The sequence below is a fragment of the Acidovorax sp. sic0104 genome (assembly GCF_019219095.1).
GTDB lineage: Bacteria > Pseudomonadota > Gammaproteobacteria > Burkholderiales > Burkholderiaceae_C > Acidovorax.
On sequence record NZ_JAHUWH010000008.1, the window covers coordinates 123,244 to 145,573 of the forward strand.

Annotated in this window: 19 protein-coding genes; 14 read left to right on the plus strand and 5 right to left on the minus strand. The window is 68.5% G+C overall.

What is annotated here, in order from left to right; translation table 11 throughout:
* Positions 1-24 precede the first annotated feature (24 nt).
* From purU to KW835_RS14740, 6 genes are all read left to right on the plus strand, one after another.
* Entirely contained in the window at positions 25-876 is an 852-nt protein-coding gene (purU, locus tag KW835_RS14715; protein ID WP_218383607.1) for a formyltetrahydrofolate deformylase, read from the plus strand.
* Positions 877-894: 18 nt separating this feature from the next.
* Complete coding sequence (locus KW835_RS14720) at positions 895-1,800, plus strand: LysR substrate-binding domain-containing protein (RefSeq protein ID WP_218383609.1); 906 nt, start codon at positions 895-897, stop codon at positions 1,798-1,800.
* A gap of 99 nt (positions 1,801-1,899) precedes the next feature.
* Complete coding sequence (locus KW835_RS14725) at positions 1,900-2,445, plus strand: GNAT family N-acetyltransferase (protein ID WP_218383612.1); 546 nt, start codon at positions 1,900-1,902, stop codon at positions 2,443-2,445.
* A gap of 135 nt (positions 2,446-2,580) precedes the next feature.
* Positions 2,581-4,110 carry an FAD-linked oxidase C-terminal domain-containing protein gene (locus KW835_RS14730; protein WP_218383613.1) on the plus strand — a complete coding sequence of 510 codons (1,530 nt, stop codon included), beginning with the start codon at positions 2,581-2,583 and terminating at the stop codon, positions 4,108-4,110.
* Positions 4,111-6,414: 2,304 nt separating this feature from the next.
* Positions 6,415-6,912, plus strand: coding sequence for a heme-binding protein (locus KW835_RS14735; protein ID WP_218383614.1), 498 nt, complete (start codon positions 6,415-6,417; stop codon positions 6,910-6,912).
* 114 nt (positions 6,913-7,026) lie between these two features.
* A complete protein-coding gene (locus KW835_RS14740; RefSeq protein ID WP_218383615.1) occupies positions 7,027-7,737 on the plus strand; it encodes an ankyrin repeat domain-containing protein in 711 nt (236 codons plus the stop codon).
* A gap of 80 nt (positions 7,738-7,817) precedes the next feature.
* On the opposite strand, the gene dbpA is transcribed toward KW835_RS14740, so the two are convergent.
* Positions 7,818-9,236: an ATP-dependent RNA helicase DbpA gene (dbpA, locus tag KW835_RS14745; protein WP_218383616.1), complete on the minus strand. Its 1,419-nt coding sequence runs from the start codon at positions 9,234-9,236 to the stop codon at positions 7,818-7,820.
* A 144-nt stretch (positions 9,237-9,380) separates the two neighbouring features.
* On the opposite strand from dbpA, the gene KW835_RS14750 reads away from it, so the two are divergent.
* The 3 genes from KW835_RS14750 to KW835_RS14760 all read left to right on the plus strand — a co-directional run bounded on the left by KW835_RS14750 (position 9,381) and on the right by KW835_RS14760 (position 14,199).
* On the plus strand, positions 9,381-11,456 hold the full coding sequence (locus KW835_RS14750) for a bifunctional diguanylate cyclase/phosphodiesterase (RefSeq protein WP_218383618.1): 2,076 nt from the start codon (positions 9,381-9,383) through the stop codon (positions 11,454-11,456).
* Between the two features lie 92 nt (positions 11,457-11,548).
* The gene (locus KW835_RS14755) at positions 11,549-13,030 is read left to right on the plus strand and encodes an AMP nucleosidase (RefSeq protein WP_218383620.1); all 1,482 of its coding nucleotides are present in this window, start codon (positions 11,549-11,551) and stop codon (positions 13,028-13,030) included.
* Between the two features lie 32 nt (positions 13,031-13,062).
* The gene (locus KW835_RS14760) at positions 13,063-14,199 is read left to right on the plus strand and encodes a GGDEF domain-containing protein (protein ID WP_218383622.1); all 1,137 of its coding nucleotides are present in this window, start codon (positions 13,063-13,065) and stop codon (positions 14,197-14,199) included.
* Between the two features lie 114 nt (positions 14,200-14,313).
* Here KW835_RS14760 and KW835_RS14765 read toward each other — a convergent pair whose 3' ends face one another.
* Positions 14,314-14,952, minus strand: a complete 639-nt coding sequence (locus tag KW835_RS14765; RefSeq protein WP_218383624.1) for an FMN-binding negative transcriptional regulator — start codon at positions 14,950-14,952, stop codon at positions 14,314-14,316.
* A gap of 49 nt (positions 14,953-15,001) precedes the next feature.
* Positions 15,002-15,919 carry a helix-turn-helix domain-containing protein gene (locus tag KW835_RS14770; protein WP_218383626.1) on the minus strand — a complete coding sequence of 306 codons (918 nt, stop codon included), beginning with the start codon at positions 15,917-15,919 and terminating at the stop codon, positions 15,002-15,004.
* Between the two features lie 133 nt (positions 15,920-16,052).
* On the opposite strand from KW835_RS14770, the gene KW835_RS14775 reads away from it, so the two are divergent.
* Positions 16,053-16,991: an ATP-binding cassette domain-containing protein gene (locus KW835_RS14775; protein ID WP_218383630.1), complete on the plus strand. Its 939-nt coding sequence runs from the start codon at positions 16,053-16,055 to the stop codon at positions 16,989-16,991.
* A gap of 114 nt (positions 16,992-17,105) precedes the next feature.
* Here the strand turns inward: KW835_RS14775 and purT are convergent, their stop codons facing one another.
* Positions 17,106-18,308 carry a formate-dependent phosphoribosylglycinamide formyltransferase gene (purT, locus tag KW835_RS14780; protein ID WP_218383631.1) on the minus strand — a complete coding sequence of 401 codons (1,203 nt, stop codon included), beginning with the start codon at positions 18,306-18,308 and terminating at the stop codon, positions 17,106-17,108.
* Between the two features lie 324 nt (positions 18,309-18,632).
* On the opposite strand from purT, the gene KW835_RS14785 reads away from it, so the two are divergent.
* The 3 genes from KW835_RS14785 (at position 18,633) to KW835_RS14795 (ending at position 20,715) form a co-directional block, all read left to right on the plus strand.
* Positions 18,633-19,220, plus strand: a complete 588-nt coding sequence (locus KW835_RS14785) for a DUF3455 domain-containing protein (protein ID WP_218383632.1) — start codon at positions 18,633-18,635, stop codon at positions 19,218-19,220.
* Positions 19,221-19,375: 155 nt separating this feature from the next.
* Positions 19,376-19,945 (plus strand): sigma-70 family RNA polymerase sigma factor, encoded by a 570-nt coding sequence (locus tag KW835_RS14790; RefSeq protein ID WP_218383633.1) that lies wholly within the window; start codon positions 19,376-19,378, stop codon positions 19,943-19,945.
* The gene (locus KW835_RS14795; RefSeq protein ID WP_218383635.1) at positions 19,942-20,715 is read left to right on the plus strand and encodes an anti-sigma factor domain-containing protein; all 774 of its coding nucleotides are present in this window, start codon (positions 19,942-19,944) and stop codon (positions 20,713-20,715) included. Before KW835_RS14790 ends, KW835_RS14795 begins: the two co-directional genes overlap by 4 nt.
* Before the next feature lie 164 nt (positions 20,716-20,879).
* Here the strand turns inward: KW835_RS14795 and cynS are convergent, their stop codons facing one another.
* Positions 20,880-21,323, minus strand: a complete 444-nt coding sequence (gene cynS / locus KW835_RS14800; RefSeq protein ID WP_218383637.1) for a cyanase — start codon at positions 21,321-21,323, stop codon at positions 20,880-20,882.
* 132 nt (positions 21,324-21,455) lie between these two features.
* On the opposite strand from cynS, the gene KW835_RS14805 reads away from it, so the two are divergent.
* Positions 21,456-22,316, plus strand: coding sequence for an ABC transporter permease (locus KW835_RS14805; RefSeq protein ID WP_218383639.1), 861 nt, complete (start codon positions 21,456-21,458; stop codon positions 22,314-22,316).
* The last annotated feature ends 14 nt before the right edge of the window (positions 22,317-22,330 follow it).

The following is a 22,330-nucleotide window of genomic DNA, read 5'->3' on the forward strand; positions in this document are numbered from 1 at the left end:
GCATGCTGCGACAATTGCGCAGCTATGACGACCAACGCCTACATACTTACCCTGTCCTGCCCCGACCGCCTGGGGCTGGTGCACGCCGTCTCCGGCTTCCTGCTGGAGCACGGCGGCAACATCGAAGAAGCCGCGCAGTACAACGACCACGCCACGGGCCTGTTCTTCATGCGGGTGCAGTTCGCCTGCGACCAGCACGACCACGCCACGCTCAAGGCCCGCCTGGCCAGCTTTGCAGAGCCCCACACCATGCGCTGGAGCCTGCACGCCACGGCGGCGCCGATGAAGACGGTGCTCATGGTCAGCAAGGAAGGCCACTGCCTGAACGACCTGCTGTTCCGCTGGAAGAGCGGCCTCTTGCCCATCGACATCCGCGCCATCATCAGCAACCACCGCGACTTCTATCAACTGGCGGCCAGCTACAACGTGCCGTTTCACCACATCCCGGTGACCGCGGCCACCAAGCCGCAGGCCGAAGCGAAACAGTTGGAGATTATCGAGGCCGAAGGGGCCGAGCTGGTGGTGCTGGCGCGCTACATGCAGGTCCTTTCTCTTGATCTGTGTCAAGCTTTGGCCGGACGGGCGATCAACATCCACCACAGCTTCCTGCCCAGCTTCAAGGGCGCCAAGCCCTACTACCAGGCCCACGACCGCGGCGTGAAGCTCATCGGCGCCACCGCCCACTATGTGACGGCCGACCTGGACGAAGGCCCCATCATCGAGCAGGACGTGGCCCGCGCCGACCACACCGACACGGTGGAAGACCTGACAGCTCGCGGCCGCGACACCGAAAGCCAGGTGCTGGCCCGCGCGGTGAAGTGGCACAGCGAGCACCGTGTGATTCTGAACGGTCACAAGACCGTCGTCTTCCGATAGCCATCGCATCGCCCGCAGATGGCCACTGCCGCTCCCTCGTCCTTTCTCAGCAGCGCGGCGCGGCGTATACCGCCCATCCAGTGCCTGCTCACGTTCGAAGCGCTGGCGCGCCTGCGCAGCGTGACGCAGACGGCCGAGGAGCTGTGCGTCACGCCCAGCGCGGTGAGCCACCGGGTCAAGCAGCTGGAGCAGATCCTGGGCGTGCGGCTGTTTGGCCGGGCCGACTTTTCACTGACCACCGAGGGCAGCGCCTACCTGGCCCATGTGCGCGAGGGGCTCGGGGCGCTGCAGCGCTTTCCGGGGGCGGCATCGGCCCCCGGGCGACGGCGGCTCAAGCTGGCCGTCACGCCCACGTTCGCGCGCACCATCCTCATCCCGCGCCTGCGGCAGTTCACCGAGGCCTACCCCGAGATCGACCTCGCGCTGCAGGTGTCCATCCCGCTGCTGGACGTAGTGGCCGAAGACGCCGACCTGATGGTGCGCTTTGGACCCGGCCATTACGCCGACGTGGAGCACGTGGAACTGGCCCGCGACGTGGTCACGCCCCTGGCGTCGCCTGCATTCGTGCGCGAGCATGGCCCCTTCGACAAGCCCGAGGACCTGGAGGGCGTGCCCCTGCTGCGCAGCCCGCTGGAGCCTTGGCGCACGTGGTTCGCCGCCACCGCCCTGGACTGGCCCGAACCCAGCGAAGGATCGCAGTTCAACGACATCGGACTGATGTGCGACGCCGCTGCCGCCGGCATGGGCGTGGCCCTGGTGCGCCTGAAGCTGGGGGCGCCCTGGCTCGAGAACGGCACCCTGGTGCGCCTGTTCGCCACCGACACGGCCAGCCCCCACGCGCACTACCTGTGCTGGCGCACCGGCACCATGGACCGCTGGGAGTGCGCAGCCTTTGCCGACTGGCTGCGCAAGACAATGGCCTGAGCGCGGCCCTGGCACTTTCCGGCGCGTGCGGCGCCATCCGGGGCCCTCTCGCGCAATCCCCCCCGAACGCCACGACACGACACCACCCCACGCAGCCCCATGTCCCTCAGCATCCGCCCCGCCCAGCCTGGCGACGCCGCCGCCATCGCGCGCATCCACGTCGCTGCCTGGCAGGCAGCATATGCCGGCATCATCGACGAGGCCTACCTGGCCGCGCTGTCCGCAGCGCAGCGCGAGGCGTACTGGGCCAAGGCGATTGCGCAGGGCGACCCGGAGGTCCTGCTCGCGCAGGATGACGGCCAGGGCGGCAACCGCGGCGATGTGGCCGGCTGGATCGCCCTGGGCGACTGCCGCGACCCAGGAGCACCTGCCGCGCGCGGCGAGGTCTGGGCGATCTATGTGGACCCCGCCCGCTGGAGCCGGGGCCTCGGGCACGCTCTTTGGCAGCATGCCCGCGAGCGCCTGCAGGCGCGCGGGAAATCTGAAGCCAGCCTGTGGGTACTGGCGGCCAATGCGCAGGCCCGCGGGTTTTACACCCGGCAAGGCTTTGCACCCGAGTCCAACGGCGTCAAAAACATTGCGGTGGCGGGCGCTACGCTGCAGGAGCTGCGCTACACGATCCAGCTGCCGCCCAGCCGCACATAGCTGACGCGGTTTGCCACGAGCCGGACCGCGTGCACAGCCAGCCAGCCCGCCCGACCGCCCTTGCCAGGATTTTCACGAGCGCCCTCCGAAAATCTCACGCTCGCACCCGCCGCCATCGCCTACAGTGGCGGCATCATGCAGACCCCCACCCCGCCCGCCTCTTCTCCTGTCGCCCAGGCTCCGGCCAAGCCCACGCCCGCCGAGCGCGCCGCGCGCCAGGCCGAGGTCGTGCAGGCCCTGGGCCGCGTGGTGCCCGCCCACGCCCTGCTGTGGAATGCCGAAGACACCACGCCGTATGAATGCGACGGCCTCACCGCCTACCGCCAGCGTCCGCTGGTGGTGTGCCTGCCCGAGACGTACGACCAGGTGCAGTCCGTGCTCCAGGCCTGCCACCACCTGCAGGTACCGGTGGTGGCGCGCGGTGCGGGCACGGGCCTGTCGGGCGGCGCCATGCCGCATGCGATGGGCGTCACGCTCTCGCTGGCCAAGTTCAACCGCATCCTGGACCTGGACCCGGTGAGCCGCACGGCCCGGGTGCAGAGCGGCGTGCGCAACCTCGCCATCAGCGAAGCCGCCGCGCCCTACCACCTGTACTACGCCCCCGACCCCAGCAGCCAGATCGCCTGCACCATCGGCGGCAACGTCGCCGAGAACTCGGGCGGCGTGCACTGCCTGAAATACGGCCTCACGGTGCACAACGTGCTGGCCGTGAGGGGCTTCACCGTGGATGGCGAGCCCGTGGAGTTCGGCAGCCAGGCGCTGGATACCCCCGGCTACGACCTGCTGGCCGCCGTGATCGGCAGCGAAGGCATGCTGGCGGTGATCACCGAAGTGACGGTGCGCCTGATCCCCAAGCCCCAACTGGCGCGCTGCATCATGGCCAGCTTCGACGACGTGCGCAAGGCCGGCGACGCCGTGGCGGCGGTCATCGCGGCCGGCATCATCCCCGCCGGCCTGGAAATGATGGACAAGCCCATGACCGCCGCCGTGGAAGACTTCGTCAAAGCCGGCTACGACCTCACCGCCGAGGCCATCCTGCTGTGCGAGAGCGACGGCACGCCCGAAGAGGTGGAAGAAGAAATCGGCCGCATGAGCGACGTGCTGCGCGCCGCTGGCGCCACCGCCATTTCAGTGAGCAAAGACGAGCCCGAACGCTTGCGCTTTTGGAGCGGCCGCAAAAACGCCTTCCCCGCCAGCGGCCGCATCAGCCCCGACTACATGTGCATGGATTCGACCATCCCGAGGAAGCGCCTGGCCGACATCCTGCTGGCCATCCAGGAGATGGAAAAGAAGTACCAGCTGCGCTGCGCCAACGTGTTCCACGCGGGCGACGGCAACCTGCATCCGTTGATCCTGTTCGACGCGAATGATGCCGACCAACTGCACCGCTGCGAGTTGTTCGGCGCGGACATCCTGGAGACCAGCGTGGCCATGGGCGGCACGGTGACTGGCGAGCATGGCGTGGGGGTGGAGAAGCTGGGCAGCATGTGCGTGCAGTTCACCTCCGGGGAGCTTGACCAGATGCACGGGCTCAAGGCGGCGTTCGATCCAGCGGGTTTGCTCAATCCAGGCAAGGCGGTGCCCACACTGAACCGCTGTGCGGAGTACGGGAAGATGTTGGTGCGCGGGGGGCAGGTCAAGCATCCTGACCTGCCGCGGTTTTGAGCGTCGTTCCAGGTCGGTGAACGTGCCCCCCACCCGTTCGGTTTGAGCTTGTCGAAACCGGGGCGTCTTACCCCGCCCGTTCGGGTTGAGCTTGTCGAAACCGGGGCGCCTTACCCCCGCCCGTTCGGGTTGAGCTTGTCGAAACCGGGGCGCGCTCGCGGGCTCGCTGAGGGGCAGCATGCCTGGTTCAAGGGCGGAGGCCGGGAGTCGCCCGGCGGCGAGTGTCTTTCTTTTGCTTCGCCAAAAGAAAGGCACCAAAGAAAAGGCGACCCTGCTGTCTGCGACCCCTTCGCTGCGCTGCGGGGCAACCCGGGGTGCTCGGGCGCGGGGTGTGCCGCAGAACTCACTGCGCGCCTGCAGCGCTCCGTTCAGACAACTGCGGCAAGTCAGAGCACGAAGGCGTGTGTCCTTCGGCACACGCCCACCCCGCCCCCTGCGCGCCCCAGGCGCATCCAGAAGGGATGGGGGCCAAACAGCCACACGGGCCATTGCTGCGCTCGGCCCCATCTCGCGGGCGCAAGCGCCACGCGCTGCGCGGGCGGGGCCGAGCAACGCGATGGCCCGTAGGGCTGTTCGGCTGTCCACCCCCTGCTGGCTGCGCCTGCGGCGGGGCGGTTGCGGGGTGAGCATGCGCGTCGGAGCGCGCATGCTTCGTGAACTGACTCGCCGCAGTTGTCTGAACGGAGCGCTGTAGCGCGCAGTGAGTTCTGCGGCGCACCCCGCAACCGCCCCGACGCAGGTTGCCCCGTAGCGCAGCGCAGGGGCCGCAGACTGGGGGTCGCCCTTTCTTTGGTGACTTTCTTTCGGCGACGCGAAAGAAAGTTACCGCGCCGCCGGGCGCGCACCCCGGCTCCCGCACTCCACACAAGCACACCACCCAATCAGCGAGCCCGCGAGCAGCACCCAGGTTTCGACAAGCTCAACCCAAACGGGCGAGGGTCAAGGCGCCCCAACTTCGACAGGCCCAGCCCCGCCTGCGCAGCGCGCGGCGCATGCGCCCGCGTCTTGGGGGCCGAGCAACGCGATGGCCCGTGTGGCTGTTCGGCTGTTCGGCTGTCCACCCCCTGCTGGCTGGGCCTGCGGCGGGGCGGTTGCGGGGTGGCATGGGCGCCCTAGCGCGCATGCTTCGTGTACTGACTCGCCGCAGTTGTCTGAACGGAGCGCCAACGGCGCGCAGTGAGTTCTGCGGCGCACCCCGCAACCGCCCCGACGCAGGTTGCCCCGTAGCGCAGCGCAGGGGTCGCAGACTGGGGGTCGCCTTTCTTTTGGGTACTTTTCTTTGGCGAAGCAAAGAAGAAGTACCTCGCCCGCCGGGGCGAACTCCCGGCCTCCGCCCTTGAACCAGGCGCGCCGCCAATCAGCGAGCCCGCGAGCAGCGCCCAGGTTTCGACAAGCTCAACCCAAACGGGCGAGGGGCAAGGCGCCCCAACTTCGACAGGCCCAGCCCCGCCTGCGCAGCGCACGGCGCATGCCCCCGCGTCTTGGGGGCCGAGCAACGCGATGGCCCGTGTGGCTGTTTGGATGTTCGGCTGTCCACACCCTGCTGGCTGCGCCTGCGGCGGGGCGGTTGCGGGGTGGCATGGGCGCCTTAGCGCCCATGCCTCGTGAACTGACTCGCCGCAGTTGTCTGAACGAAGCGCGGTAGCGCGCAGTGAGTTCTGCGGCGCACCCCGCAACCGCCCCGACGCAGGTTGCCCCGTAGCGCAGCGCAGGGGCCGCAGACTGGGGGTCGCCTTTCTTTTGGGTACTTTTCTTTGGCGAAGCAAAGAAGAAGTACCTCGCCCGCCGGGGCGAACTCCCGGCTCCCGCCCTTGAACTCGGCAAACCGCCAATCAGAGAGCCCGCGAGCAGCGCCCAGGTTTCGACACGCTCAACCCGACCGGGCGGGAGGCAAGGCGCCCCGGTTTCGACAGGCTCAACCCGAACGGGCAGTGGCTGTGCCAAGGCTTCCACAGGCCCAGCCCAAACGGACGGAGCAGCGATACGCCCGCTGTCGACACGCTCAACCCGAACGGGCGGGGGCAAGGCGCCCCAACTTCGACAAGCCCGGCCCGAACGGGCTGCGACTGTGCCAAGGCTTCGATAGGCTCAGCCAGAACGGGTAGGGGTGAGGCGCCGGGTTCCACAACCTCAGCCCTCGCGGTGGCGGCTTCCCCAAGCGCCATGCAGCGCCCCTTCACTGCGTAGTTCTACGGAGCCCCGCGCGTAACCGCACGAATGGCCGCCAACCCGCGCATTTTCTAAAGTTCTCCCACGGCGCCACAACGGGTGGCACCGGCCCCAAAACACCGGAGAACAAACACCATGCAAAAGACCATCGCCCAGACCGCCGCCGCCATCGCCCTGGCCCTGATCGCCACCGCCGCCAACGCCGAAGGCGTGCGCACCGAAAGGAACATCTCGCTGGACCTGGCCAACCAGATCGCCGCCCACACCGTGGCCGCCTGCGCCGCCAACGGCTACAACGTGACAGCCACCGTGGTGGACCGCGCCGGCACCGTGCGCGCCGTGCAGCGCGCCGACAACGCCGGCCCCCACACCCTGGAAGCCAGCCGCCTGAAAGCCTACACCTCGGCGTCGGCCAAGAACACGACGCTGGCCATCATGGAAGGCTCGCAGAAGAACCCAGCCGCCGCCAACCTGGGCCAGATCCCCGGCTACCTGCTGCTGGGCGGTGGCGTGCCGCTGAAGGTGGGCAATGAAGTCATCGGCGCCGTGGGCGTGGGCGGCGCGCCCGGCGGCCACCTGGACGAGCAGTGCGCCCTGGCCGGCATCTCCAAGGTGGCCGAGCAGCTGAAGTAAGTCAGCAAGTAAGCAGTTAGCCAAGTAACGCCTGCGGCGCTGCATCCCACTGGGTGGTGCGCGTGGGCCGCGCCGTCAACCGCAAAGCTCCATCCGCCGCAAAAGGGACACGCCATGAACCGAACCACCACCTTGCCCCTGGCTCTGCTGGCCGCTGCGCTACTGCTGGCACACCCCGCGCAGGCTCAGGTGCCGCCCACCGCCGCGCAGACCACCGCCTACCAGGGTCTGCATGCCGCAGCGGCGCGCGGCGACTCGGCCAAGGTGCAAAAGCTCGTGGCAGCCCGCGCCGATGTGAATGCGCGCGACAGCTATGGCCGCACCCCGCTGCACGTGGCCACGTTCGCCCGCCAGCGCGACGTGGTCCGCCAGCTGGTGCAGGCCCAGGCCGATATTAATGCGCTGGAGAACGACCGCTACGACGCCGTGACCATCGCCGCCGTGGCGGACGATGAGGACACGTTGCGCCTGCTGCTGCAACTGGGCGCCAGTGCGGCGCAGGTGACCAGCCGCTACGACGGCACAGCGCTGATCGCAGCTGCGCACCTGGGGCACGACGGCGTGGTGCGACAGCTCATCGCGGCCGGGGCGCCGCTGGACCATGTGAACAACCTGCACTGGACGGCGCTGATCGAATCCATCGTTCTGGGCGACGGGGGCCCGCGTCACCAGGCCACGCTGCAGGCGCTGCTGAAGGCCGGTGCCAGCCAGGCCCTGACGGACCGCCAAGGCAACACGCCGCTGCAGCTGGCGCGCCAGCGGGGCTACACCGCGATGGCGCAGATGCTGGAAGCGGCGGTCGCAGACGCGGGGCGCTCACGATGAGGTTGGCCGCGGCCTCGCACACCCAATGCTATGAAATAAGTAGCATCCGCCGCAATACCCACAAGCGGTAGCGGCCTGTTTCATTCAAATTCCTGCTCGCCCGTCACCAGGCGGGCCTTCACGGTCTTGCCTTTCACCCGACCCTGGTTCAGGCGCTGAGCGGCCTGCGCGCCGATGGCGCGGTCCACCGCCACATAGGTCGAGAAATCGTTCACGTTGATCTTGCCCACCTGCTCGCGGGTGTACCCCATCTCGCCGGTCAGTGCGCCCAGCACATCGCCGGCGCGGATCTTTTCCTTGCGGCCGCCGATGATCTGGATGGTGACCATGGGGGGCACCAGCGGGCCGCTGCCGGTGGGGGCCAGATCCGCCAGCGGGTACCAGCGCGACTCGCGTCCCTGTAGTTGCTCGATCTTGCCCACGCTGCCCATCTCGTCCAGGCTGGCCAGGTTCAACGCCAGGCCCTCGGCATCCCCCCGGCCGGTGCGGCCGATGCGGTGGATGTGCACTTCGGGGTCGGGCGTCACGTCCACGTTGATCACGGCGGCCAGGTTGGCAATGTCCAGACCACGCGCGGCCACGTCGGTGGCTACCAGCACCGAGCAGCTCCTGTTGGCGAACTGCACCAGCACCTGGTCGCGCTCACGCTGCTCCAGCTCGCCGAACAGCGCCAACGCGCTGAAGCCCTGTGCCTGCAGCACGCCCACCAGGTCGCGGCACTGCTGCTTGGTGTTGCAAAAGGCGATGGACGAATCAGGCCGGAAGTGGTTGAGCAGCTGCGAGACGGTGTGCAGGCGTTCGCTGTGCTTCACCTCGTACCAGCGCTGCTCGATCTTGCCCTCGGCATGCTGCGCTTGCACGGTGATCTGCACCGGCGCCTTCATGAACTGTGCACTGAGCTTGGCGATGCCTTCGGGGTAGGTGGCCGAGAACAGCAGGGTCTGGCGCTCTTTGGGACACTGTCGCGCCACGGTCACGATGTCGTCGAAGAAGCCCATGTCGAGCATGCGATCGGCTTCGTCCAGCACCAGAGTGTTGAGCGCTTCCAGCGTCAGGTGCTGGCGCTCCAGGTGGTCCATCACGCGGCCGGGTGTGCCCACCACGATGTGCGCACCGTGCTCCAGGCTCAGCATCTGCCCGCGCAGCGGCACGCCCCCACACAGGGTCACGACCTTGATGTTCTCTTCGGCGCGCGCCAGGCGGCGGATCTCCGTAGTCACCTGGTCGGCCAGCTCGCGTGTGGGGCACAGCACCAGGGTCTGCACCGCAAAACGGCGGGGGTTGAGGTTGGCCAGCAGCGCCAGCGCAAACGCGGCGGTCTTGCCGCTGCCCGTGCTGGCCTGGGCGATCAGGTCCTTGCCCAGCAGCGCAGGGGGCAGGCTGGCCGCCTGGATGGGGGTCATCTGCGTGTAACCGAGCTGCTGCAGGTTGGCCAGCATGGCGGGGTTCAGCGCCAGCGTGCTGAAATCGGTGCCGGCTTGGTTTTCTTTGGAGGTCATGCCCCGATTATCCGGCCCGTGCCCTGGGCGGGGCATTGTCACGGCCCGCCAGCCGCCGCGTCGCCGCCATGCCGCATCCGGGCAACTACCCGAACACGGCACGGGGGTATCGGCTATAACGATTGACCAAAGCACGGGTGGGACATGCCAGACGCCAACAACACTGCAGCGAATGCACCAGGCCAGGGGGGCGCGAGCGATGCGCTGCTGCGCCTGATCGCCGATTCGGTGCCCGCGCTGATGGCGTATTTCGACGTTCCGCAACTGCGCTGCCGCTTCGCCAACCAGGGCTATGCCGCGTACAACGGCCACAGCACCGATTCCATCCTGGGCCTCACGGTGCAGGAGGCCATCGGCGACAAGGCCTGGGCGGCCATTGAACCGCATGTCGAACGCTCCATGCAGGGCGAGCACGTGAAATACACCCGCGAGCAGACCCTGCCCAATGGCGAAGCGCGCATGATCGAGGTCAACCTGATCCCGCACTTCGACGGCAACGCGCACCAGCAGGGCTCGTTCGTGCTGATCACCGACATCACCGAACGCTGGCGCGCCGAGCGCACCGTGCGCCAGAGCGAAGAGCGCATGCGCAAGTTCACCGAGGCCACGGAAGAGGCCATCGTGTTCCACCGCGACGGCATCATCACCGACGGCAACGAGGCGCTCACCCGCCTGACCGGCTACGCATTGGCCGAGGTCAGCGGCCTGTCAATCTTCAACTTCATCAGCCCCGAGTGGCGTACCGTCGCGCTTGACTACACCCGCAGCGGCCGCGAAGACCCCTACGAGGTGACCATCCGCCACAAGGATGGCCATGCCATTCCCGTCGAGGTGGTGGGCAAGACCATGCCGCTGCACCATGCGGACTACCGCATTGTTGTGGTGCGCGACATCACCGCGCGCAAGCAGGCACAGGAGCGCGAAGCCTTCATCGCGCTCCATGACCCGCTCACGCAGTTGCCCAACCGCCACTTCCTGATGGAGCAGTTGTCGCAGGTGCTCTCGCTGGCGCGCCGACGCCATGGCCGCGTGGCAGTGCTGTTCGTGAACCTCGACCACTTCAAGACAGTGAACGACTCGCTGGGCCACCACGCAGGCGACCAGCTGCTGTGCAACGTGGCCGAGCGGCTGCGCCAGGGCGTGCGCGACGCCGATGTGGTGGCCCGCCTGGGAGGAGACGAATTCGTGGTGGTGCTGACAGACGTACAGGGCCAGGACGACGCCGCCCGTGTGGCCGACAAGCTCCTGGCGTCCATGCACGGCGCACTGACCGTAGACCAGTTGCCGCTCACCATCTCCCCGTCCATCGGCATCAGCCTGTTCCCCGAACACGCTGCCACCAGCGACGCGCTGCTGCGCTGTGCCGACGCCGCCATGCACCACGCCAAGGATAGCGGCCGCGGCAACCGCCAGTTCTACGCCCCTGGCATGGACGCCGGCGGCATCGACGTGCTGCGCCATGAGCGCCAGCTGCGCGACGCCATCCAGACCAACGCCTTCGTGCTGCACTACCAGCCGCAGATGTGCCTGGCGGACGGCTCGCTCAAAGGCTTGGAGGCGCTGGTGCGCTGGCAGCATCCCGAACGCGGCCTGGTCGGTCCCGACGAATTCATCACCTTCTCCGAATCGCGCGGCCTCATCACGCCGATTGGCCGCTGGGTGATGCGCGAGGCCTGCCGCCAGCTCAAGACGTGGCAGGACCAGGGCCTGGCGATGGTGCCCGTGGCCGTCAACCTCTCGGCGCTGGAGTTCCGCCAACGCGACGTGGCCGGCGAGATCGCCGCCGTGCTGCGCGACACGGGCCTGGCGCCCGAGTTCCTGGAGATCGAGCTCACGGAGTCGGTGCTGATGCACCAGACCGGCGACGTGCTCAATACCCTGAACGCGATCAAGTCGCTGGGGGTGGGCATCTCCATCGACGACTTCGGCACGGGGTATTCATCGCTGGCGTACCTCAAGCGCTACCCCATCGACAAGCTCAAGATCGACCGGTCGTTTGTGGTGGACACCCCGGGCAGTGCCGACGACGTCGCCATCGTCACCGCCATCGTCCAGATGGGGCGCAGCTTGCAGATCATGACCGTGGCGGAGGGTGTCGAAACACCGGCGCAGGTGGATTTTCTGGCGGGCCTGGGGTGCGACATGATCCAGGGGCGTGTGGTGTCGATGCCCATGGACATACCTGACGCGCAGCGCTGGCTGCTCGAATTCAAGCCGTAGCAAGAGGCCTGCGCCTGTTTTTGACGGCGCATTGGCTGGCCAAGGAAGGGGGCGGCGCTGAAACACCGCCCCGGCTTGTGGAAAATAGAGGCATGCCCCTTATTCCCGACTTCCTCGCCCCCACCCGCCACACCGATCCGGCCGAAGCGCTGGCCCAGGTGCAGCGCATCTACCAGCAACAGATCGGCCACCTGCGCGATGCCATGCAGCGCTTCGTGGCGGGCGAGACACCCACCAGCTCGGTGCGCGCTTTCTACCCCTTCGTGCGGGTGCACACCACCACCGTGGCGCGGGCGGACTCCAAGCTCGCCTACGGATTCGTGGAAGGCCCGGGGCGCTACGAGACCACACTGACCCGGCCCGACCTGTTCGCCCGGTACTACGCCGAACAGTTCCGCCTGCTGCGGGCCAGCCACAACGTCGAGCTGGAGGTCGGCACCAGCGCGCATCCCATCCCGATCCACTTCTCTTTCGCGGAACACGACCACATCGAAGGCACGCTCACGGCCGAGCGCCGCATGCTGATGCGCGACGTGTTCGACCTGCCCGACCTGGCCGCCATGGACGACGGCATCGCCAACGGCACCTGGCAGGCACGCCCGGGCGAAGCGCAGCCTCTGTCGCTGTTCACCGCGCCGCGCGTGGACTACTCGCTGCACCGCCTGCGCCACTACACGGGCACGGCGCCCGAATGGTTCCAGAACTTCGTGCTGTTCACCAACTACCAGTTCTACATCGACGAGTTCGTGCGCCTGGGCCATGCCGAGATGGCAAAGCCCGACAGCGAATACATCGCCTTCATCGAACCCGGCAACGTCGTCACGCGCCGGGCGGGCTTGCAGGCCGAACCTGGCGACGAGCTGGGCAGTGCCCCCCCGCGCCTGCCCCAGATGCCCGGCTACCACCTGGTGCGCAAGGACGCGAGCGGCATCAGCATGGTCAACATCGGCGTCGGCCCAGCCAATGCCAAGACCATCACCGACCACATCGCCGTGCTGCGCCCGCACGCCTGGATGATGCTGGGCCACTGCGCGGGCCTGCGCAACAGCCAGCAGCTGGGGGACTACGTGCTGGCCCACGCCTATGTGCGCGAGGACCATGTGCTGGACGAGGAACTGCCGCTGTGGGTGCCCATTCCGGCACTGGCCGAGATCCAGATGGCGCTGCAGCAGGCCGTGGCCGACGTGGCCCAGGTGCCCGAAGACCAGCTCAAGCGCATCATGCGCACCGGCACGGTGGCCAGCACCGACAACCGCAACTGGGAGCTGCTGCCCGACAACATGCCCCAGCGCCGCTTCAGCCAAAGCCGCGCCGTGGCGCTGGACATGGAGAGCGCCACCATCGCGGCCAATGGCTTTCGCTTTCGCGTGCCCTATGGCACCCTGCTGTGCGTGAGCGACAAGCCCCTGCACGGTGAGATCAAGCTGCCCGGCATGGCCAACCACTTCTACCGCGAGCGGGTGGACCAGCACCTGCGCATCGGCATGCGCGCCATCGAGATCCTGCGCAACGGCGGCGTGGACCGCCTGCACAGCCGCAAGCTGCGCAGCTTCGCCGAAGTGGCCTTCCAGTAATCCAAGCCCCGCCACCGGCCCTGCCTGCCTCCATGCCCCTGGACTTCCTCACGCTCATGACCGCCATGGCGGCCAACCTGTTCATGATCTCGGCCGGGCTTCCGCTGATCATGGGCCGCGACGTGAGTCGGGCGGCTCGCCACGTGCAGGCCAGCCTGTTGCTGCAAGCCGTGGCATGGGCGGCGATCATCGCCTCCAGTTCGCTGTGGGACCAGGCGCTGTCCACCGTGTCCATCGCCTGCAATGCAGCCGCGCAGTGGATGCTCTACCGCGCGCTGGAGGAGTGGCTGGGCCCGCGCCCGCTGCGCCGGGTGCTGCTGGCGCTGGTGATCGCCGCGCCACTGGGCTACGCGATCGGCTTCGACCACTATGCCTGGCGCGTGGGTTGGGCCAACGGGCTCATGGCCGGCATCCTGTGCATCGTCGCGCGCGCCACGCTGTACCCGCTGATCCTGGCCGACGTGCGCTGGCGCGGCGTGCTGCTGGGCTGCCTGCTCACGTCGGCCGCATTCACCCTGGCGCGCGGGCTGCTGGGCGCGTTCACCGACCAGTACCCGAGCTTTCGCACGCCGCACCCGATCAACCTGGCCGCGGCACTGGCTACCAATGTGAGCCTGGTGCTGGGCACGGTGGCCGTGCTGGTGGCCTGGCGCTACGAGGCCGAGCAGAAGCTGCGCACATTGGCCATGACCGACGGCCTCACAGGACTGCTCAACCGGCGCGGTTTCACCAGCCAAGGCGACAACCTGCTCTCCCACGCATGGCGCCACCGGCTTCCGCTCACGGCTCTGATGCTGGATCTGGACCACTTCAAGCGGATCAACGACACGCACGGCCACGATGCGGGCGACCGCGCACTGCAGCTGTTCGCGCGCCTGCTGGGCGACACCTGCCGCAGCGGCGACCTGATCGCCCGGCTGGGCGGCGAGGAATTCGCGGTGCTGATGCTGCACAACACGGCCGCTGCCGGCGCCGCCTTCGACCGGCGCCTGCGCCACCGGCTGCACGATGCCAGCGCGGCCGAGCTCGGATTCGTGCTGGACTACAGCGCGGGCATGGCAGCCCTGGTGCCCGGCGAGGCCAGCCTGGCCGCGCTGATGGCCCGCGCCGACAGCGCGCTGTACGAGGCCAAGACGGCGGGCCGGGGGCGGCTGATGGCGGCGTCATAGCATCGCCCCAGAATGCTATAGTTTAAATAGCAAAAAAATCTCTGCCAACAAGCGGCACAGGCCTTCCACGAACATGGCCAAGGGTACCGCGACAACACAGGACGCACCTGCGCCTCACGGAACTATCAGCCCTGCCACATCCCGCGCTGCACCGGCAGGCTCCTGCAGCAGGTGCGCGACCACGCTGCGCCGGTCTGCCTCGGTGCGCTGCTGCGACAGAAACCGCTTGCCCACCAGACGGTCCACCGTGATCTCGAACCCCACCAGCCGCGCAGCGGCTTCATCGATGAAGGCCGGCTGCGCATCGCCAATGGACCAGGGCTGATCACGGCCACACTCCTGCGCAGCCGCCAGCGCCCCCAGGTGCGTGCGCACCCAGCCGGCATCGTCCACCCAGCGCAGGCGGCCTCGGGCTTCGGCGGCGGCGTAGTTCCAGCTGGGCGCGAGCCGCCCGCTGCGCTGGCCGTTGACGTACCAGCGCGGGGAGATGTAGGCATTGGAGGTCTGGAACACCGCCAGCACCTGGGCACCGTCCGGCACCGACTGCGCCATGCCGTGCGGCCGCGCCACATGGCCACGCAGGCACATGGCGGCGCCTGGCGCCGCCACCACCTCCAGCGGCAAAAGGTCGGCCTGCAGCCCCGCCTCACGCGACAGCGTGGACAGCGTGACCAAGGTGGCCAGCGGGTGGGCGCGCATCAGAGCGTGCAGTTCGCTCGGGTCGTCGGTTTGGAAGAGGGGTTGGCTGTGCATGCGGCTCGGCGTGGATGGGGAGGTGGGGGCCGGTCTGAAGTGATTGGTGTCAGTGCCGCGCAGTCTGCCGCCCCACCGCAGTCCGCGTCTTGAAGGTTTCGGACAATGGCAGGCTGCGCGCTGGTTCGGGCGCCCAGCGCACCACCGGCGCCGCCTGGGGCAGGGCCGGCGTGAAGCCGCCAAACCGGCGGAACTCGCGCGTCATGTGGGCCTGGTCGGCATAGCCGCAGGCCAGTGCCACCTCCGTGATAGACAGCGCCGCACCCGCCTCCAGGCTCGCCAGGGCCTGCTGAAACCGCAGGATGCCCGCCAGCGTGCGCAGCGGCAGCCCCACGGCGCTGGCGATGTCGCGTCGCAGCCTGCGGCTGGCGGCGTCCCCGCCGCCAGCCCAGGACTCTGCCACGGCTGCAACAGGCGGCCCGGCGGCATGGCGGGACGCCCCCACCTGCAAGCGCACCTGCAGCTGCGCCAGGGCCGCCAACGCCCTGCCGTGGGCCGCCGTGGGCTCGACGCACGCGGCCAGGGCGCCCGCGATCGAACACAGCGCTCCGTGCGCGGCGGCCAGCGTGGTGGCGTTCATCAGGTCATCTGCGAGCGCGCCCAACGGCTGCAGAAGTCCGAGCACAGCGTCCCCCGCAAGAACCCGGTTGCACAGGCCCCGGGGGGCCACACCCAGGCAGGCACCGCCCCAGCCTATGCGAAACCGCACCCCCAGCACCACACTGCCCGGGCGCAGCGCAGCCCAGGTGGGCTGGTCGGCAGGGCCGGCAAGCACTGGCCACACCGCGGCCACGTTGCCGTCAGGCCGCACCGCGCAGTGGACGACCAGGTCCATGCGGCCATCGGGCAGCACGAGCTGCCGGCCCGCGCGCAGCGGGGCGTAGCGCCACACGGCCTCCACACGGGCAGCGTCCAGCGCCTGCAGCGGCAGCTCGGTGTAGCAGGGGTCTCCGGGTTGGTGTCTCATGGCATGCCGCACGGCGCGAGGGGGTGGACGGGAGGGCGCATGCGCACCATGCCGCAGGCCCGCGCCAGGGACCGTCGCCGGCGCGACGCCAGCGTACCGTGCCCGGGGCGCCGGCATCGCACACAATCGGTGCATGACCTCTGCACTCTTTGAAGTCCAGCAACTGCGCAAACGCTACGGCGAGACGACCGTGGTGGACGACGTCTCCTTTGCCATCGCTCCGGGCGAATGCCTGGGCGTCATCGGGCCCAATGGCGCGGGCAAGACCACCACCATCCGCATGTGCCTGGGCCTCACCGCCCCCGACGGCGGGGCCGTGCGCTTCTTTCCCGACCCCGGCGCGCAGCCCCTGCACATGCCGCGCGATGCGCTGGCCATCAAGGCGCAGCTGGGCGTGGTCACGCAGTTCGACACCCTCGACCCGGACTTCACCTGCGCCGAGAACCTGCGCGTGTTCGGCCGCTACTTCGGACTCAAGGGCGCCGTGATGGACGGACGGGTACCGCAGCTGCTTGAATTCGCCGCGCTCACGCACAAGGCGAACGCCAAGCCCGGGGAGCTGTCGGGTGGCATGAAGCGGCGCCTGAGCCTGGCCCGCGCGCTGGTCAACGACCCCCGCCTGCTGCTGCTGGACGAGCCCACCACCGGCCTGGACCCCCAGGCCCGCCACCTGATGTGGGAGCGCCTGCAACTGCTGCTGCAGCAGGGCAAGTCCATCCTGCTGACCACGCACTTCATGGACGAGGCCGAGCGCCTGTGCTCGCGCCTCCTGGTGCTGGACCACGGCAGGAAGATCGCCGAAGGCCGCCCGCGCGAGCTGATCGCGCAGCACCTGGAGCCGGATGTGGTGGAGGTGTTCGGCGTGGGCGCCGTGGCGCTCGCCCAGGATGCCGCGCTGCGCGCCCTGGCGGCGCGCGTGGAGATCAGCGGGGAGACGGTGTTCTTCTACACCCAGAACACCCGCCCATTGCTCCAGGCTCTGGATGCGCACTCCCACCTGCGCACCCTGCACCGGCCCGCCAATCTGGAAGACCTGTTCCTCAAGCTCACCGGGCGGCAGATTCGCGAGTGACGGCGGTGCAGCGCACGACATGGCCACGCACCGAATGCCAATTGCTCCTGAAAAAATAGCTGCCAACGCTTACTGGAAAAGCGCCGGCAGCCAATTTTTCTTGAAAGTCCAGTATCACGCCTTGCGCGGCTTGACCTTGCTGGCCGCCAGCTTGGCGTTGCGGCGCGCGGTGTCCACATCCGCCGCCCGCGCCAGCGCCACACCCATGCGGCGCTTGGCAAAGCTCTCGGGCTTGCCGAACAAACGCAGGTCGGTGTCCGGCACGCGCAGGGCTTCTTCCACGCCGTCGAAGACGATGCCCTGGGCTTCCACGCCGCCATAGATCACGGCGCTGGCGCCGGGGTTGCGCAGGCCGGTGTCCACCGGCAGGCCCAGGATGGCGCGGGCGTGCAGTTCGAACTCGCTCTGGTGCTGGGTGCACAGGGTCACCAGGCCCGTGTCGTGCGGGCGGGGGCTCACTTCGCTGAACCAGACGTCCTGGCCCTTGACGAACAGCTCCACGCCAAACAATCCCTGGCCACCCAGGTTGTCGGTCACGGCCTTGGCGATCTGGCGCGATTTTTCGAGCGCGGCGGGGTGCATGGGGTGGGGCTGCCAGCTCTCCACATAGTCGCCGCTGACCTGCACATGGCCGATGGGGTCGCAGAAGCTGGTGGCGATCTGGCCGTCCGCCCCCACCGAGCGCACCGTGAGCTGCGTGATCTCGTAGTCGAAGTCGATGAAGCCCTCGACGATCACGCGGCCGTGGCTCACCCGGCCGCCGGCCATGGCGTAGTCCCAGGCCTTTTGCACATCGGCCGGGCCGTCGATCTTGCTCTGGCCCTTGCCGGAGCTGCTCATCACGGGCTTGACGATGCAGGGGTAGCCGATCCCACTGTCGATGGCCGCCTGCAGCTCTTGCAGCGAGTTGCAGAACTTGTACGGGCTGGTGGGCAGGCCCAGCGTCTCGGCCGCCAGCACGCGGATGCCCTCGCGGTCCATGGTCAGGCGCGCTGCGCGGGCCGTGGGGATCACGCGCACGGTACCGGCGGCTTCCAGCTCTTCGAGCATGGGGGTGGCGATGGCCTCGATCTCGGGCACCACGAGGTGCGGGCGCTCGGCTTCGATCAGCGCCTTGAGCTGCGCGGGGTCGCTCATGGTGATGGTGCGCGCATGGTGCGCCACCTGCTGGCCGGGCGCATTGTCGTAGCGGTCTACCGCGATGGTCTCCACGCCCAGGCGCTGCAGGGCGATGAGCACTTCCTTGCCCAGCTCGCCGGAGCCCAGCAGCATGACTTTGGTGGCATGGGGCGACAGGGGGGTTCCGAGGGTGGTCATGTCAGGCTTTCAGAAAATCGAAGGGGTTGGGGGCAGCTGCCGCGCGCAGACGCTGGGCCGGATGGGCTGCGGGTCAGTCCAGGCGACTTTAATGCACCCGACGGAGTGCGCCATGGAAGACATTCGAAACGATCAGGCACCGTTGCGCGCCTGCGCAGGGGCCAAAGTGCAATTTGCGCGCATGCACTCTGCCGGGTGGCGAAGGGCTCGGAGAAAAATATTTTGCGCAGCCTGCATCCAAATGGCGTTCTCGCGGGTAGTACCTGCAGCAGCCGATCTTCACCGGCCGCTGTCCTTTCCACCCCACTGAAGAAAGAGAACGCCATGAACAACACCCTGCCCTTGTCCTCGCGCACCCTGGCCATCGCTGGCGCCGTGACGGCCGCCGCACTGCTGGCGGCCTGCGGATCGATGTCCTCGTCTTCCTCGTCCTCCCGCGCCCCGATGTACTCACAGGACAGCCTGCCCGACACCATCAAGGTGCCCGCAGGCAACAAGGTCGCCATGGAGACCGTGGGTGTGGGCGAGATCACCTACGAATGCCGCGACAAGGCCAACGCCCCCGGCCAGACCGAATGGTTCTTCGTGGGTCCCAAGGCCGTGCTGAACGACCGCAGCGGCAAGCAAGTGGGCACCTACTACGGCCCGCCCGCCACCTGGGAGTCGCAGGACGGCTCCAAGCTCACGGCCACGCAACTGGCCGTGGCTCCCTCGGGCACAGGCAATCTGCCCTACCAGCTGGTCAAGGCCAACCCGGCCATGGGCTCGGGCGCGATGACGGGCGTGACCTACATCCAGCGCGTGGCCCTCAAGGGTGGCGTGGCACCTGCCGCCGCATGCACCGCCGCCAACAAGGGCGAGCGCCAGATCGTGAAGTACCAGGCCGACTACATTTTCTGGAAGGCCGCGTAAGCCTGCGCCCCGCTGCAGCCCGGCGGGGCCGCCAATTCCCTTTGGCTCCGCAGGACTGCGCTGGTGTGGAGCGTGTTGCCCGGTACGATGTGTGCCGCCGGGGCTTCCCCGGCAGTCCCGCCCATTCCGCCGACGCGCACCAACACCTGTCCACCGTGCCCCACGAGCCGCCTGTTGACCTTGACTACGAAGCCACGCTGGCCGCCTGCGCCGCGGGCGACCGCCAGGCCATGCGCAGGCTCTATGAACACGAAGGCGCCCGGCTGCTGGGCGTGGCGCTGCGCATCGTGCGGCAGCGCGCCCTGGCGGAGGACATCGTGCACGACGCCTGCCTGAACATCTGGACCCGCGCCGCCAGCTTCGACGCCCAGCGCGGCAGCGCGCGTGGCTGGATCTACAGTGTGGTGCGCAACCTGGCGCTCAACGCCGTGCGCGATGCGGGCCGCCATGTCGACGTGGACGATGACACCACCCAAGCCGTGCAGGACGAACAGGCCGCGCTCGCGCACCGCGAAGTGGCCGAGGCCTTCGAGCTGAACGCCAGCCTGGGCCGCCTTCAGCATTGCCTGGAAGCGCTGGACCCCGCACGCCGCAGCTGCGTGCTGCACGCTTATGTGGACGGCTGCTCCCACGGCGAGATCGCCGAGCGCCTGGGCGCACCGCTGGGCACCGTCAAGGCCTGGATACGGCGCAGCCTCGCCTCGCTGCGGGAGTGCATGGCATGACCGAGCCCACGCGCACCGCGGCCCCCCCTCTGCCGCCGCAGGACGACGACGCCCTGGCGGGCGAGTACGTGCTGGGCACCCTGCCCGCCGCCACGCGCCATGCGCTGGAGCAGCGCCTGCCCGCCGACCCAGCGCTGCAGCGCGCCGTGCTCGCCTGGGAGTCGCGTCTGCACCCCTTGACCCAGCTGGCGGAGCCCGTGGCGCCGTCGCCTCGCCTCTGGGAACGCATTGATGCATCCCTGCAGGCCGTCCGCCCCGGCACCGTGGCGGCCCCTGCCACGACCGGCACTGTGCGCACGAAACCCATCCAATCCGCATCGGCCTGGTGGAACCACCTGGGCCTGTGGCGCGCGCTGGCCGGATCGGGCTTTGCGATGGCCGCCGTGCTGGCCGCAGTGCTCGTCACCCGCACCGCCCCGCAGGTCGCGCCCACGCAGTTCATGGTGGTGCTGGTGGCACCGCAGGACAAGGCGCCGGGCTGGGTGGTGCAGGCCAGCTCGCCGCGCACCCTCAGCCTCATCCCGCTGGGCGTGGCCGAAGTGCCTGCCGGCAAGGCGCTCGAATTCTGGACCAAGGCCGACGGCTGGAGCGGCCCTGTTTCCCTGGGCCTGGTGCAGCCCGGCCAGCCGCTGCAGCTGCAGCTCGACAAACTCCCGCCGCTGCAGCCCAACCAGCTCTTCGAGCTGACCCTGGAGCCCCCCACAGGCTCGCCCATCGGCAAGCCCACCGGCCCTATCCAGTTCATCGGCCGCGCGGTCAAGGTGCTCTGAATCTCGGCGTGGCGTCACTGGTCGCCCGGCACTGGGGCGACAAGCACCGCTCGTTCCGCGACCTCCGCACAGGCACGCTCCACGCCAGAGCACCCGCGGAACTGGCTCCGCCAGGCCACGGGGTGCGTCCCCCTCTGGGGGAAGCCGCGCAGTGGCTCAGGGGGCTAGTACTGTTTATACGGCAAGAATTTCCCTGACAGCACCACGTTCACGCGGTCGCCCTTGGGGTCGGCCTCGCGCTGTATGTCCATGCTGAAATCGATGGCACTCATGATGCCGTCGCCGAACTCCTCGTGGATCAGCTCCTTGATCGTGGTGCCGTACACGCTCACCACCTCGTACCAGCGGTAGATCAGCGGGTCGGTCGGCACGGGCGTGGGCAGCGAACCTTTGTACGGTACGACCTGCAGCCACTTCTGCTCCTCGGCCGTGAGCCCGAAGATCTTGCCCAGCACCTTGGCCTGCTCGGGCGTGGCGGTCATCTGGCCCAGGCACAGCGCGGTGGTCCATTCCTTGGACTGGCCTACCTTCTTGGCGATGGCGTGCCACTGCAGGCCTTTGGCGACCTTGGTGCTGATGATCTTTTCGGTGACGTCGGTGCGGTTCATGCGGTCTCCTCAGGGGGGATGAAGGGGCTGAAAAGGGTACGCCCAGCCACAAGCAATGCCCATGCCCGCACGCCGCACGGCCCTGCAGCGCAGATGCTGGCGGCCGCCGGGATGACGCCTCACAATAGGCGCATGCAGACCACACCTTCGTCCCCCGCCCAAGGCATCGCCGACGCGCCGCGAGAGCCCTCCCCCTGGCGCCCGCCGCACCTGTCGCAGCGCTGGTGGCCGGTGTTCCTGCGCAACCTGCTGGTGTGGCGCAAGCTGGCCATCCCCAGCCTGGTGGGCAACATCGCCGAGCCGCTGATGTGGCTGGTGGCCTTCGGATACGGCATGGGCGCGCTGGTGGGCCAGGTGAACGTGGGCGGCGCGGGGGGCACGAGCACGCAGGTGCCGTACATCCTGTTCCTGGCCAGCGGCTCGATCTGCATGAGCGCGATGAACGCGGCGAGCTTCGAGGCCCTTTACTCGGCCTTCTCGCGCATGCATGTGCAAAAGACCTGGGACGGCATCATGAACGCGCCGGTGAGCCTGGACGACGTGGTGCTGGCCGAGATGCTCTGGGCCGCTTTCAAGGCGCTGTTCACCGTGTCGGCCATCCTGTGCGTGATGCTGGCGCTGGGCATCAGCCACAGCCCCAAGCTGCTCGTGGCCTGGCCGGTCCTGCTGTTCGTGGGTGTCATGTTCTCCAGCATCGCGCTCATCTTCAACGCGCTGGCCAAGGGTTACGACTTCTTCACCTACTACTTCACGCTGGTGCTCACGCCGATGATGTTCCTCTCGGGCGTGTTCTTCCCGCGCGAGCAGCTGCCACCCTTGGTACGCGCCATCTCGGACTGGCTGCCGCTGACCAACGCGGTGGAGCTGGTACGCCCCCTCTTCATGGACCAGTGGCCTGCCCACCCCTGGCGCCACGGCCTGATGCTCGTGGTGACCACCGTGGCCGCCTTCTGGGTGGCGCTGGCGCTCACCCGCAAGCGCTTCAAGGCATGACCACCGTGTGGCAG

What these genes read in the sequence shown, in the direction of transcription:
- purU (WP_218383607.1), top strand. Translation starts at nt 25, where the DNA reads ATGACGACCAACGCCTACATACTTACCCTGTCCTGCCCCGACCGCCTG.
- KW835_RS14720 (WP_218383609.1), top strand. Translation starts at nt 895, where the DNA reads ATGGCCACTGCCGCTCCCTCGTCCTTTCTCAGCAGCGCGGCGCGGCGT.
- KW835_RS14725 (WP_218383612.1), top strand. Translation starts at nt 1,900, where the DNA reads ATGTCCCTCAGCATCCGCCCCGCCCAGCCTGGCGACGCCGCCGCCATC.
- KW835_RS14730 (WP_218383613.1), top strand. Translation starts at nt 2,581, where the DNA reads ATGCAGACCCCCACCCCGCCCGCCTCTTCTCCTGTCGCCCAGGCTCCG.
- KW835_RS14735 (WP_218383614.1), top strand. Translation starts at nt 6,415, where the DNA reads ATGCAAAAGACCATCGCCCAGACCGCCGCCGCCATCGCCCTGGCCCTG.
- KW835_RS14740 (WP_218383615.1), top strand. Translation starts at nt 7,027, where the DNA reads ATGAACCGAACCACCACCTTGCCCCTGGCTCTGCTGGCCGCTGCGCTA.
- dbpA (WP_218383616.1), bottom strand. Translation starts at nt 9,236, where the DNA reads ATGACCTCCAAAGAAAACCAAGCCGGCACCGATTTCAGCACGCTGGCG.
- KW835_RS14750 (WP_218383618.1), top strand. Translation starts at nt 9,381, where the DNA reads ATGCCAGACGCCAACAACACTGCAGCGAATGCACCAGGCCAGGGGGGC.
- KW835_RS14755 (WP_218383620.1), top strand. Translation starts at nt 11,549, where the DNA reads ATGCCCCTTATTCCCGACTTCCTCGCCCCCACCCGCCACACCGATCCG.
- KW835_RS14760 (WP_218383622.1), top strand. Translation starts at nt 13,063, where the DNA reads ATGCCCCTGGACTTCCTCACGCTCATGACCGCCATGGCGGCCAACCTG.
- KW835_RS14765 (WP_218383624.1), bottom strand. Translation starts at nt 14,952, where the DNA reads ATGCACAGCCAACCCCTCTTCCAAACCGACGACCCGAGCGAACTGCAC.
- KW835_RS14770 (WP_218383626.1), bottom strand. Translation starts at nt 15,919, where the DNA reads ATGAGACACCAACCCGGAGACCCCTGCTACACCGAGCTGCCGCTGCAG.
- KW835_RS14775 (WP_218383630.1), top strand. Translation starts at nt 16,053, where the DNA reads ATGACCTCTGCACTCTTTGAAGTCCAGCAACTGCGCAAACGCTACGGC.
- purT (WP_218383631.1), bottom strand. Translation starts at nt 18,308, where the DNA reads ATGACCACCCTCGGAACCCCCCTGTCGCCCCATGCCACCAAAGTCATG.
- KW835_RS14785 (WP_218383632.1), top strand. Translation starts at nt 18,633, where the DNA reads ATGAACAACACCCTGCCCTTGTCCTCGCGCACCCTGGCCATCGCTGGC.
- KW835_RS14795 (WP_218383635.1), top strand. Translation starts at nt 19,942, where the DNA reads ATGACCGAGCCCACGCGCACCGCGGCCCCCCCTCTGCCGCCGCAGGAC.
- cynS (WP_218383637.1), bottom strand. Translation starts at nt 21,323, where the DNA reads ATGAACCGCACCGACGTCACCGAAAAGATCATCAGCACCAAGGTCGCC.
- KW835_RS14805 (WP_218383639.1), top strand. Translation starts at nt 21,456, where the DNA reads ATGCAGACCACACCTTCGTCCCCCGCCCAAGGCATCGCCGACGCGCCG.